Origin of the sequence: Bordetella sp. N (genome assembly GCF_001433395.1) — a bacterium.
Taxonomy (GTDB): Bacteria; Pseudomonadota; Gammaproteobacteria; order Burkholderiales; family Burkholderiaceae_B; genus Bordetella_C.
The window spans coordinates 1702673-1715116 of record NZ_CP013111.1; the positions used below are offsets into that span (position 1 = coordinate 1702673).

Consider the following 12444-nt stretch of genomic DNA (forward strand, 5'->3'; position numbering starts at 1 on the left):
ATCAGCTCCAGACCCAGCGATCAGCGCGTACGCGCGCCTGCGGGTGCGTCAGCAACAAATGGGACACACCGATCGAACGTTCGCGGAAGCCGCCTTCGCAGTACGCCAGGTAGAACTCCCACAACCGGCAGAAGCGCTCGTCGAAGCCCTGCGCCTTGACCTCGGGCAGATGGGCCAGGAAGCGCTCGCGCCAGGCCTGCAAGGTGCGCGCGTACGACAGGCCGAAATCTTCAAGATGAACCAGCGCCAGATCCGTGGCACGGGTCTTGGCGCGCACCATGGCTTCGATGGACGGAATGAAGCTGCCCGGGAAGATGTAGCGCTTGATGAAGTCCACCTCGCTCAGCGCCTGCGCATAGCGTGTGTCTTCGATGGTGATGGCCTGGATCAGAGCCCGGCCCTGCGGGCTCAGCAGTTCCCCGATCTTGCGGAAATAGCCGTCGAGGAAACGCGCGCCCACCGCTTCGATCATTTCGATGGAGACCACCTTGTCGTATTGGCCGATCAGATCGCGGTAATCCTGCAAGATCACATTGACCTTATCTTCCAGTCCGGCGGCCCGCACACGCGCGGTGGCCAGCGCATGCTGCTCCGCCGAGATGGTGGCTGTCGTCACGTGGCATCCGTAGTGGCGCGCCGCGTGGATGGCGAAACCACCCCAGCCGCTGCCGATTTCCACCACCCGGTCGCCCGGCTGCAGATCCAGCTTCAGGCAGATGACGTCCAGCTTGCGCTCCGAGGCCGCTTCCAGGGTATCGTCCTCGCCCGCCCACAGCGCCGACGAGTACATCAGGTCCTTGGACAGGAACAGCGAAAAGAAGTCGTTGCCCAAATCGTAGTGGGCGGCGATGTTGCGGCGGCTGCCCGCGCGGGTATTGCTGTTACCCGCATGCCAGGCCTTGAGCACCCAGGCAGCCAAGCGCGCCAGCCCGGACTCCATGGCATCCAGCGTGTCGCGATTGCGCACCAGCAAGCCCACCAGGCCCACGAGATCGTCGGTGACCCACATGCCGTCGCCGTACGCCCCGCCCGCGCCGACGCTTCCGTGCGTGGCCACCAGACGGTAGAAATTCATGTCACGCACGGTCAGGCGGATGACCGGTTCGCCGCTGCCCAAGGTGACGCTGCCCAGGCTGTCCTCGATCACCAGCCGGCCATATTGCAAGCCGGCCAGGCTGGCGAACAGCCGCTTGCGCAGCAGGCGGTCGAGCTTGCCGACGTGGCGGGTGGCCTCTAGGGCCGCGTGTTCGGACGGCGTCATGGGTTTCATTTCGGTTCTCCGTTGGGCGTGCGGGGATGGTCGTATATGGGATTGCGCTTGAGCCACAGGCGCAGGGCTTGCCAGTGGATGGCGCCGATGACCTGCAGGGTCATCAGGGGAAAGCGCCACAGCAGGCGCGCCAGCGCGGCGCCGTCCAGTTCGTGACGGTGCAAATGCAGGTGAGCGTCGAATTGCGCCTTGTCCTGCCGGTTCACGCGCATGTGTACGCGCAGGTCGTCGGCGGGGTCGCTAAGAGTCCAGTCGTACCCGCAATCCATGGGCATGAAGGGCGAAACGTGGAAGCGCTTGTCGAATTTCCAGGTGAGGGAATCCCCGCGCCGCTCCGCGGCCGCCACCGGCAGCGCGATGGCGTGACGCTGCTTCCACGGTGTATTGGTGATCTCCGCGACAATCGCGGCGAGGGTCCGGCCATCGGCCTCGTAGCAGTAGTAGAAGCTGACCGGATTGAACACATAGCCGGCATAGCGCGGATGCGCCAGCAGCCGGATCGGTCCCGTGGGCACGGCATCCATTGCCTGCCGCAGCCGCGCGCGCACGGCCTCAGCCAGTGTCAGGCCACCGTCCCCATCCAGATAGTCCTCACGCCGCCATTCCGCCACGTTGGGGCGATTGGCCGACCACAGCCAGCGGTCGCGGAACACGTCCTCGACTTCGTCCAGATCCAGGTAAAGCTGCGCCATGCGGTAGCTGAAGGCGTGCGCGTGCGGCAGATGCCGCCTATGCATCACGCGGCCTTCGTAAAGGGCGCTGTGCCGGCTCATGCGGCCACCCTGGACTGGACTTGGACGCTGTCAGGAAGCAGCTGGATGCCGCGCACCACGTCAAGAGCGCTGACCACGCCGTCCTCATGGAAGCCCCAGCCCCAGTAAGCCCCCGCGTACCACGTGCGGTGATGGCCCGAGATTTCCCGCCGGCGATTCTGCGCGGCTACGGATTCCAGTGTATAGACGGGATGGTGATAGCGCATGCGGGCCAGCACGTGCGCTGGATCGATGGCCTCGCTTCGGTTCAGGGTGACGATGTAGGGCAGCCGCGAATCCAGGCCTTGCAGCAGGTTCATGCAGTAACTGACAGAGCAGGGCGCCGCACGATCGGCCGGGATATAGGCGTTCCAGGCCGCCCAGGCCTTGCGCTGGCGCGGCAGCAGCCGGGTGTCGGTGTGCAACACCACGTCGTTGTCCTGATAGGTGATCGCGCCCAGCACCTCGCGCTCGCTGGGCGTGGGATCGCTGAGCAGCGCCAGCGCCTGATCGCTATGGCAGGCAAAAACCACCTGATCGTAATACTCCCGATCATTGCGCGAAGCGATAGTCACTCCACCGGCGTGACGGGTGACGGCGCTGACCGGGCACTGCAGGCGCACCCGCACGTTCCACCGGTCCCGCATGGCGCGGATATAACTGTTCGAGCCGCCTTGGACCACGCGCCATTCAGGCCGCTGGCTGACTTGCAGCATCTGATGATTGGCCATGAAGCGCACCAGATAGCGCGCCGGGAATTCCATGATGCGCTCCGCCGGCGACGACCACAGCGCCGACGCCATCGGGATCAGGTGATCATCCCGGAAAGCCGCGCCATAGCGCCGCTGTTCAAGGTAGGCCCCCAGCGTTGGTCCAGGTTCATCGCCCACCAGCAAGGCAGGTGCTTCCCGATAGAAGCGCAGCAGGTCGCGCACCATGCCCAGAAAGCGCGGCGACAGCAGATTGCGGCGCTGGCAGAACAGCGTATCCAGTGTGGTGGCGTTGTATTCCAGCGGGCTGGCCTGCTTGTGGACCGAGAAACTCATGGTGGTCGGCTGCGAGGCCACCCCCAGTTCGTCCAGCAAGGCAGTGAAATGCGGGTAATTGATCGGGTTATGGACGATAAAGCCGCTGTCCACCGCATATGCACGGCCATCCTGCTCCACGGCATGGGTATGCGTATGGCCACCCAGATAGTCGTTGGCCTCGTACAGCGTTACCTCGTGGCCGCCCTGAACACTCAGTTTCCAGGCGCTGACCAATCCCGCAATGCCTGACCCGATGATGGCGATACGCATGGTCATTCCTTGGGATCGGTAGTGTCATTGGCGCGGGCCAAGACCCAGGCCGGCACGGTTTTGAGATCCCAGATCAGCCCGGTGGCGGCCAACAGGCGCAGCCCATACCAGGTGATGTCGATTTCACGGGCCCGAAAGCCCTGGCGCGCCGAACCCGGATAGAAATGGTGGTTGTTGTGCCAGCCTTCACCGAAGGTGAGCAGCGCCAGCCACGCGTTGTTGCGGCTGGTGTCCGACGTGTCGTAGCGGCGCTTGCCATAGCGGTGGGCCAGCGAGTTGATGGTGACCGTGGCATGGAACAGCACCACCGTGGAAATGAAGAAACCCCACACCAGCATTTGGAAGCCGTTCGTCCCCAGGCCCGGCGCGTACCTTTCCAGCACGGCGCCCAGGCCATAGCAGAGTAACGCCAGGACCACAGGCACGGCCACGTCGTAGCGGTCCAGCCAGCGCAGCTCCCGAAAATTCCGCAGGTCCGGCACGCGGGCCATGTCGGTGGCGAAAGCGCGCCGCGTGAGGAACCAGCCCATATGGCTCCACAGGAAGCCATGCCGGTCTGGCGAGTGCAGGTCCTGGGCGTCGTCAGCGTGGCGGTGATGGTGGCGGTGATGCGCCGCCCACCACAAGGGCCCCCGCTGGGCGCAAGAAGCGCCCAGGACGGCAAAGACCAGCTGCATGACGCGCGACGTGCGGAAAGTGCGGTGCGAGAAATAGCGGTGGTAAAAGCCCGTCAGGGCGAACATGCGCAGGGCATAAAGCGCCACCGCCACCGCGCCGGCGACCGGCGATACGCCCGTCCACAGCACGCCCAGGCAGCCCAGGTGCAACAACACGAAAGGGACGGCGCGGGCGACGTCGATACGATCGAGGTCCCCCTCCGGCGCGTGCTGGGCCTGGGTGTCGACCCAGCGCCGAACCGACGCGGTCCAGCGAGCGGGTATGCCTCCGGTGACGTCTGCGGTGGAGCTACTTGATTCGGGAGGCATGATCCTGTCCTGTCCTGGCTGTTCTGCCGTATACGGCGCCAGGGCAGGGTTGGATCACCTAGGGATAACCCTTGTTTAAGTCATTGTCCCAGTGACGGTGGTCGAGACTGGAGCAGATGCGACAGGCTCAGGGACCAGCGGATGGAAACATGCCACGGCCCCCAGCCCGGTATGCGCCGCCAACAGCGGCACGCGCGCCTTGCAATCTGCCTGCACGTTGGCGCAGCGGGGATGAAAGGTACAGCCCGACGGCAGATTGGTCGGCGAGGGGATCTCGCCCTGAATCCTGGACAGGGTGATGCGCGCCTTGGGATCCGGGACGGGTGACGAGTCGCGCAGGACACGGCTGTAGGGATGGCGGGGAGCATCCAGGACCTGGCGTGTGGGACCGGTCTCGATGATGCGACCCAGGTACATGACGCTGACGGTGTCGCAAAAATGACGAATCACGCCCAGATCGTGGGAGACGAAAACGAAGGACAGGCCCCGCTCGCGTTTCAATCGATCCAGCAGCTGCAGGATTTGCGCCTGCACGGACACGTCCAGGGCGGATACCGGCTCGTCGGCGACGATGAGCTGGGGATCCAGTACCAGGGCGCGGGCGATTCCCACACGTTGACGCTGTCCGCCGGAAAACTCATGCGGATATTTGTCCAAGGCGGTGACCGGCAGTCCCACTTCCTGGATCGTTTGGGTGATCTTGGCCTCGATGGCGGCCGCGTCGCCCATGCCGTGGACGAACAGCGGCTCCGCCAGGGTCTGGCGGATGGTGCGCCGCGGATTCAAGGAAGCGTAGGGATCCTGGAACACGATCTGGATGCGCTGGCGCAAGGTACGCAATTGCGCCGCCCCGGCCGTGCGCAAATCCTGGCCGTCGAAGACGATGCTGCCCTCGTCGGCCTCGATCAGGCGCAGCAGCATGCGGGCCACGGTGGACTTGCCGCAGCCGGATTCGCCGACCAGTCCCAGGGATTGACCGCGGCCGACTTCGAAGGACACGTCGTTGACCGCGTGCACGGTCTTCTTCTTGCCGCCCAGAAAACCTCCACCGCTGTGGAAACGTTTGACGATATGGCTGACCTGTAAAAGCTGCGTCATGCTGGCACCTTGGCAAGGAGGGGGGCCGGTGCGCGTACCAGGCAACGCACGGCGTGACCGCCTCCGATATCGTTCAACACCGGCCGGACTTCTTCGCACGCCGGCTGCCGCAGCGGGCAACGCGGCGCGTAGGCACAGCCGGCCGGTATGGCGGTGATCGCCGGCACGCTGCCGGGAATCGGGTCCAGGGACGCCGCATCGGTGTCCACCCGCGGCATGGCACGCAGCAGCGCTTCCGTATACGGATGGGTCGGATTGGCGAACAGGGTATCGACGTCCGCCGTTTCCACCACTTCGCCGGCATACATCACCGCAACGCGGTCGGCGATCTGCGCCACCACGCCCAGGTTATGGGTGATGAACACCACGGCCATCCCGCGCACGGTCTTCAACTCAGCCAGCAGGCTGAGAATCTGCGCCTGGATGGTGACGTCCAGCGCGGTAGTCGGCTCGTCGGCCAGCAGCACCTTGGGCTTGCAGGCCAACGCCATGGCGATCATCACCCGCTGGCGCATGCCCCCGGAAAACTGGTGCGGATAATCGTCGTAGCGAGTGGCGGCCGCCGGAATCTTGACCTCTTCCAGCGCCTGCAAGGCTTCGGCGCGGGCTTCCTTGTTGGAGAGCTTGCGATGCTGGCGTATGGCTTCCGCGATCTGGTCGCCCACCCGCATGGTGGGATTCAGCGACGTCATGGGTTCCTGGAAGATCATCGCCAGGGCATCGCCGCGCAGCCGCGCCATCTGTTTTTCCGGCAGCACCGCCAGGTCGCGGCCTTCCAGCAGGATCTGGCCGCCGCCGTGCCGCGCCCCCGCCGCGGGCAGCAGGCGCAGGATGGACAGCGCGGTGACACTCTTGCCGCTGCCCGACTCGCCGACCACCGCCAGGGTCTCGTTGCGCTTGACGTTCAGGGAAACGTCGCGCACCGCCGCATGCCATTTGCCACCGATACGGAATTCAGTACGCAGATCCCGCAATTCGAGCACGGCGGAATCCGAATCGGGGGAAACATTCCTGTCTTTCATCACGAATGCTCCGAGCGCAATTTGGGATCGATGGCGTCACGCAAGGCATCACCCAACAGGTTCAAGGCCAGGACGGTCAACAGAATGGCCAGGCTGGGGAATACCGTCAGCCACCAGGCGTCCAGAATGTTCTCGAAGCCTTCCCGTATCATGGCGCCCCAGGTCGCGGCGGGGGGCGGCACGCCAAGCCCGATGAAGCTGAGCGACGCTTCGGTGCGGATGGCCGATGCCATCCACAGCGAGCCGAGCACCACCACGTCGGAAACCATATTGGGCAGGATGTGCACGCCCATCAGGCGGAAAGGCCCGAATCCCAAAGCGCGCCCAGCTTCGACGAAGTCGCGCTGCTTCAAGGCGATGGTCGGCGCTCGCGCCACCCGCACGAAAGGCGCGATTTCCGTGATGGCAATGGCGATGATCAGGTTCTCCAGGCTGGCGCCCAGCATCGCCGCCACCATCAGCCCAAGCAGCAGAGTGGGGAAGGACAGCAACACATCGACCAGCCCCATGATGAACTGGTCCAGCAGTCCGCCCACGTAGCCCGCCAGGATGCCCAGCGACGCGCCGATGCTCATGGCGATCAAAATGGCGACGAAACCGACCAGCAGCGAGACACGCGCCCCGTAGATCAGGCGCGACAGCACGTCACGGCCGTAGCTGTCGGTGCCCAGCCAGTAGTCGGCGGACGGCGGATCCAGCCGATACGCGATGTTCTGTTGCAAGGGATCGTGCGGGGCGATCCACGGCGCCAACACCGCCACCAGAACGATGATCAGCAGCAGGCCCAGGCCCACCCACGAAAGCTTGTTGCGGCGCAGCGCCTGCCACAGCACATTGGGCCGCCGCGACACGGCGGCGGGCGCGGACGTCGAGGAAGAGGAAACGGCGCTCATTGATATTTCACCCGTGGATCGACCAGCCCATACACCAGGTCGGTCAGCAGATTGACGAAGATCACGCAGGAGGCGAAGACGACCATCAGCCCTTGCAGCAGCGTGTAGTCGCGGGCGTTCAAGGCGCCCAGGATCAGTTTGCCCAGCCCCGGCCGGTTGAACACGATCTCGGTCAGTACCGAGTTGCCGATCAGCGTGCCGAAATAGAGCCCGACCACGGTGACGATGGGAATCAGCGCGTTGCGCAGGCCGTGGCGCATGACCAGGCGCAGCGGCCGCACCCCTTTGGCGCGGGCGGTGCGCACATAGTCCTCGCCCATCACGCCCAGCATGGACGAGCGGGTGACGCGCATGACGTACGCGGTCATGATCAATCCCAGATTGACGGCCGGCAGAACCAGGGCGCGCAACTGGCTGGTCCAGTCGCCGGCGACGGTGCTGCCGATCACCGGGAACCAGCGCAGCTGGATCGAGAAAGCCAGCAACATCAGGATGCCGGACACAAATGCTGGGAAGGACAGGCCCGTCAGCGACAAAACTCGTCCCAGATAATCGGGCCAGCCATTGCGGCGCAACGCTGCCCACGTTCCCAGCGGCAAACCGAACACGACACCGATCAGGATGGATGCCGCGGTCAACTGCAGTGTCCAGGGCAGCACCAGCGCCACTTCCTGCAGGACCGTGCGGCCCGACGCCATGGACACGCCGAAGTTGCCGGACAGCATGTCGCGCAGGAAATGCAAATATTGAACCTGCATTGGCAGGTCAAGGCCCAGGCGTACCCGCAAGGCCGCCAGGGCATCGGCGCTGGCCTGGTCGCCCAGCATCACCGCGGCGGGGTCGCCCGGCACCAGCCGCACCAGGACGAAGACCGCCGTCAGCATGGCCAGCAGGGTGGGGATGGCCAGCAGCAGGCGCTTGACCGCATATCGCATCATGAAGGGGCTCCTGTGACTAGAACACGGTCGGGTCGATGGGCGCCCTGGCGGCTTGCGTCGCCCCGTCCACACCCTGGGCCATCAGCCGTTCGGCCGTGAGATTCTGGATCGCCCGCTTGGTGCTGCCCCGCAGGACCAGGTCCGTCAGGGTCGCGCCGACCACCGGCACCAGCTCGAAGCCATGGCCGGAGAAACCGAACGCATGGAACACGCCGGGCGCGTTGGGCGATGGGCCCACCACCGGCAACAGGTCTTCGGTCTTGGCTTCCAGACCGGCCCAGACCCGCACGATGCGGATGTTGCTGACCGACGGGAACAGATCCGTGGCGGCATGGGCGCCCTTGGCCAGCACTTTCATGCGGGCGGTGGACGTTTCCTTGTCAAGATCCGGGATGCCTTGCAGGCCACCGCCGATCACCAGCGTGCCCTGGTCGGACTGCTTGAAAGACAGCGACCGGCCCATGATGGCCACCACCGGCTTGATGAAGGGCCGCAAGCGTTCGCTGACCATCATCATGGAGGACTTGGCGGCGAGGGGAATGTCGTCGCCGACCAAGGCGGCGATACGCGCGCCCCAGGCACCGGCGGCGTTGATCACGGCCGGCGCGGTCCAGGACCGGCCGCCTTCACCGATCACGCGCCAGTCCTGGCCTTGCCGCTCGATGGCGGTGACGCCGCAATGCTCGACCAGTTCCACGCCTGCCTGCAAGGCGCTGCGGCGGAAGGCGCGCAGGGCTCGATGCGGATCGGCGGCGCCGTCACGCCGGGCGATGGACGCGCCCAGACAGTGATGGCTGAGGTCGGGCAGCAGGCGACGCAGCTCGTCGGTGCCGATGAGGTCTTCGTGGGTGTAGCCGTCGGCGCGCAGGCCGTTGACGCGGCCCTCAAGCTTTTCCAGCGCGCCGGCATTCTCGGCCACGCAGATCTGGCCATTGGCATGGAAGCCGCAGTCGTCGCCGACGATGGATTCCATGGCATGCCACATGTCCATGGCTTCCAGCGACAGGTCCAGCTCACGACGGTCGCGGTTCAGCGTGCGAACCCCCGCGGCGGTGGCGCCGGATGCGTGGCGGCCCGACCAGTGCTTTTCGACGATGACCACGCGGGCGCCGCCGCGCGCCAGATGCAGCGCGGCAGACAGGCCATGCAGGCCGCCGCCGATGACAATGGCGTCATAGACCCTGCCGGCCGGCGTCGGAGCGCTGGCGGATTGGCTGCCAGGATGGCTGCTGGGAATACTGCTCATTTTGAAGCGGCTCCCTTCACGTCCTCTTCCAGATCCAGGCTGGCCAGTTCGCCCAGGGTCAAGGGCTTCAATGGCGGCCGGATGCGGTAGAAACCGACGTCGGCGACGGGCCGCTGCTGTTTCTCCGCCAGGATATTGGCGATGGTGTAGCCGCACTGGCGGCCTTGGCAGGGGCCCATGCCGGCGCGGGTGAAGGACTTGATCTGATTGGGACCGGGTTGTCCCAAATCCGCGGCCTTGCGGATGTCGCCGGCGGTCAGTTCCTCGCAACGGCACACGATGGTTTCATCCGCGGGTGAACAGATATTGGGACGCGGCGGATACACCGCGTCCAGCATCGGCCGCAGGCGCAGCATGCCCGCCAGGTCGGCGCGCAGGGGCGCGGCAGCGGATTGGGCACGGCCGGCGTCCAGCGCACCCGCGTCCAGGGCCATGCCCAGGGCCGCGATCTCGCCGCGCGCGCAGGCGGCCGTGGCGCCGCCTATGCCCGCGCCGTCACCCGCCACATACAAACCAGGACGGCTGGTGCAGCCCCATTCATTCAGCTTGGGGGCGAAGCAGGATTGCTGCGCGCTCCACACATGCTCGCACTCCAAGGCGCGGGTCATGTGGATGGACGGCACCACGCCTTCGTGCACCAGCAGCACATCGGCCGGGGCGCGTTGCGTGCCGCCGCCGGGCAAGGTGTATTCGATCTGCTGCAGGCGACCTTCGCCCAGGGCGCGGAATTCCTGCACGCCCTTGATGCGGCGGACGCCTGCGCTACGCAGTTCTCGCATCCAGCGCAGGCCCTTGTTGATTTCGCCGGCACGAGCCAGCGCATCGCCCAGATAGGGCAGGGCACGGCGCCAGGCACCGGCGGGCGAGGTGTCGAGCCAGCCGGCGATCTTGCCGCCGGCGCGCAGCAGCTGCGCCATGTACAGCAGCACCAGGGGGCCGCTGCCCGCCACCCAGACGGGCTGGACCGGCACCTGGCGTGAGGTCTTCAAAAGAATCTGTGCGGCGCCAACGGTCAGGACGCCGGGCAGGGTCCAGCCCGGGAAGGGCATGGGCCGCTCTTGTGCTCCGGTGGCCAGCAGCACCTGCCTGGCCCGCACGCCTTCGGCCTTGCCGTCGCGCGTCATATAAAGATGCCAGTCCGGCTCGATCTGCCAGACCTGCGTGCCGGGCTCGTAGACCGCGCCACAGCGGCGGAAGGCTTCGGCCAGCTTGGCGCCGGCGCGATACTCATCGCCCAGCAGGGCGCCGGTGGGCGTGGCGGCAACGGTTTCGACGGCACGCCAGATCTGCCCGCCGGGCGCCTGTTGCTCATCCACGACCAGGACGTTGCGGCCCAGCGCGCGCAGGCGGATGGCCGCGCTCATGCCGGCGGGGCCGGCGCCGACGATCACGACATCGAATTCGCGGATCATGGTTGCACGCTCCGTTTGCCGAACTGGCGTTCGACCCGCATGCCGTCGCGCACCGTGGTCAGACAGGTCTGGGTGGAGGCCACGCCGTCGACGATCGCCAGGCAATCGAAGCAGACGCCCATCATGCAGTAAGGCGCGCGCGGGCTTTCCTGCACGGGGGTCGTGCGGGAAGCGGGCGTGTCCTGACGCAGCAGGACGGCGGCCACGGTTTCGCCGGGCTCGGCGGTCGCGGGCTTGCCGTCGATATAAAGGGTCAGCGCTTGCGCGCCGGGTTCATGCAGCTTGCGAAACATCGAAGCGCTCATGGTTGAAGGCATCCAGGAATGAAGACCAGGCCGCAACGTCGGCGGTGGCGGCGGAAGAAGAATCAAGACGAGTGTGCGCGGCGGCGCGTGGCAATGCGTCGGCGAAGGACAGCGACAGGCCCGCGCCGTCGATGGCCTGGGCCAGCGGGCCGGCGTGGAAGGACGCCAGGGTGACCCCCGAATGGCACAGGGCCGTCCACGCGCCGGGTTGCGTGGCGGATTCGGCGTAGACAGGACAGCCATCCTGCGTCATGACGCGCAGGCAGGACCACTGCCGCACCAGACGCACCTTGGCCAGGTCCGGCAGCACGCGCAGGATCTTGCGGGACATGCGGGTGGCGGCGACCGCGGTGGTGTTGATGTCGTAGCCGACGTTTTCCTGCGTCAAGCCGACCATCAGCGTGCCTTCGCCGGTCTGGCGCACGCCGCTGGCCGGGACCGGCAGCAGGGGCGCCACGCGTTCGGTGACCATGACCTGCCCACGTTGCGGACGCAGAGTGATATTCAGTCCAACCATGGGATTCAAGGCGTTCGAGCCCAGCCCCGCGGTAACGATCACCCGGCCGGCGCCGTAACGGTCATTGCCGGCGCGGACGATGAAACCGCCGCCGGTCTGAGGTTCGATGGCGTCGACCCGATGCCGGCTGATCAGGCGGCCGCCACGGCGTTGATAGGCGGCCTGCAAGGCGGCCAGCAGACGCAAGGGATTGACGTGGCCGTCGCTGGTCCCGAAGCTGGCGCCCGACACTTCAGCGCCCAGGCGCAGGGTAGGGAAGCGGCGCAGCAAGGCCGCGCGATCCAGCATCTCGATACAGGACGGGCGCTCGGGCGTGGCCTGGTCCCACGCCTGCATCTTTTTGATGCGGTCGTCCCACTCGGCCTCGCCCAGGCAGAAATGCAGGCCGCCGCGCGCTTCGTATTGCAGCTGGATGCCGCTTTCGCGTTCCAGTTCGGCGGCGAAGGCGGGCCACAGCGCCGCGGCTTCATGGGACAGGCGCTGGTACTGGACGTTGCCATAACCCTTGCCTTGCACCCAGACCAGGCCGAAATTGGCCTTGGCGGCGCGGAAGTCCGTATCCGCGCCATCCAGCATCAGGACGCGGCGGCCGCGGCCGGCCAGGCCCAGCGCGATCGCCGAACCTACCATGCCGGCGCCCGCGATGATGTAGTCGTAATCCTGACTCATTTAGCGTCTCCGCAAGCGCCCGCGCAGGTCCGCGATGG

Annotated in this window: 12 protein-coding genes; all 12 read right to left on the reverse strand. The window is 66.1% G+C overall.

Annotated features, from left to right (window positions below):
- Position 1 precedes the first annotated feature (1 nt).
- The 12 genes from ASB57_RS07280 to ASB57_RS07335 all read right to left on the reverse strand — a co-directional run bounded on the left by ASB57_RS07280 (position 2) and on the right by ASB57_RS07335 (position 12406).
- Positions 2-1270, reverse strand: a complete 1269-nt coding sequence (locus ASB57_RS07280; protein ID WP_057651626.1) for a cyclopropane-fatty-acyl-phospholipid synthase family protein — start codon at positions 1268-1270, stop codon at positions 2-4.
- On the reverse strand, positions 1267-2043 hold the full coding sequence (locus ASB57_RS07285) for a DUF1365 domain-containing protein (protein ID WP_057651627.1): 777 nt from the start codon (positions 2041-2043) through the stop codon (positions 1267-1269). The genes ASB57_RS07280 and ASB57_RS07285 overlap by 4 nt, the downstream gene beginning before the upstream one ends.
- A complete protein-coding gene (locus ASB57_RS07290) occupies positions 2040-3320 on the reverse strand; it encodes an NAD(P)/FAD-dependent oxidoreductase (RefSeq protein ID WP_057651628.1) in 1281 nt (426 codons plus the stop codon). The genes ASB57_RS07285 and ASB57_RS07290 overlap by 4 nt, the downstream gene beginning before the upstream one ends.
- A 2-nt stretch (positions 3321-3322) precedes the next feature.
- On the reverse strand, positions 3323-4306 hold the full coding sequence (locus tag ASB57_RS07295) for an acyl-CoA desaturase (protein ID WP_082621429.1): 984 nt from the start codon (positions 4304-4306) through the stop codon (positions 3323-3325).
- A gap of 75 nt (positions 4307-4381) precedes the next feature.
- The gene (locus ASB57_RS07300; protein ID WP_057651629.1) at positions 4382-5404 is read right to left on the reverse strand and encodes an ABC transporter ATP-binding protein; all 1023 of its coding nucleotides are present in this window, start codon (positions 5402-5404) and stop codon (positions 4382-4384) included.
- Positions 5401-6426, reverse strand: a complete 1026-nt coding sequence (locus ASB57_RS07305; protein ID WP_057651630.1) for an ABC transporter ATP-binding protein — start codon at positions 6424-6426, stop codon at positions 5401-5403. The genes ASB57_RS07300 and ASB57_RS07305 overlap by 4 nt, the downstream gene beginning before the upstream one ends.
- Positions 6426-7319 (reverse strand): ABC transporter permease, encoded by an 894-nt coding sequence (locus ASB57_RS07310; protein WP_057651631.1) that lies wholly within the window; start codon positions 7317-7319, stop codon positions 6426-6428. Before ASB57_RS07310 ends, ASB57_RS07305 begins: the two co-directional genes overlap by 1 nt.
- Positions 7316-8257 (reverse strand): ABC transporter permease, encoded by a 942-nt coding sequence (locus ASB57_RS07315; protein WP_057651632.1) that lies wholly within the window; start codon positions 8255-8257, stop codon positions 7316-7318. Before ASB57_RS07315 ends, ASB57_RS07310 begins: the two co-directional genes overlap by 4 nt.
- A gap of 16 nt (positions 8258-8273) precedes the next feature.
- Entirely contained in the window at positions 8274-9503 is a 1230-nt protein-coding gene (locus ASB57_RS07320; RefSeq protein ID WP_057651633.1) for an FAD-binding oxidoreductase, read from the reverse strand.
- Entirely contained in the window at positions 9500-10915 is a 1416-nt protein-coding gene (locus ASB57_RS07325; protein ID WP_057651634.1) for an FAD/NAD(P)-binding oxidoreductase, read from the reverse strand. Before ASB57_RS07325 ends, ASB57_RS07320 begins: the two co-directional genes overlap by 4 nt.
- A complete protein-coding gene (locus tag ASB57_RS07330; RefSeq protein WP_057651635.1) occupies positions 10912-11208 on the reverse strand; it encodes a (2Fe-2S)-binding protein in 297 nt (98 codons plus the stop codon). Before ASB57_RS07330 ends, ASB57_RS07325 begins: the two co-directional genes overlap by 4 nt.
- On the reverse strand, positions 11189-12406 hold the full coding sequence (locus ASB57_RS07335) for an FAD-binding oxidoreductase (protein ID WP_197424987.1): 1218 nt from the start codon (positions 12404-12406) through the stop codon (positions 11189-11191). The genes ASB57_RS07330 and ASB57_RS07335 overlap by 20 nt, the downstream gene beginning before the upstream one ends.
- Positions 12407-12444: the final 38 nt, after the last annotated feature.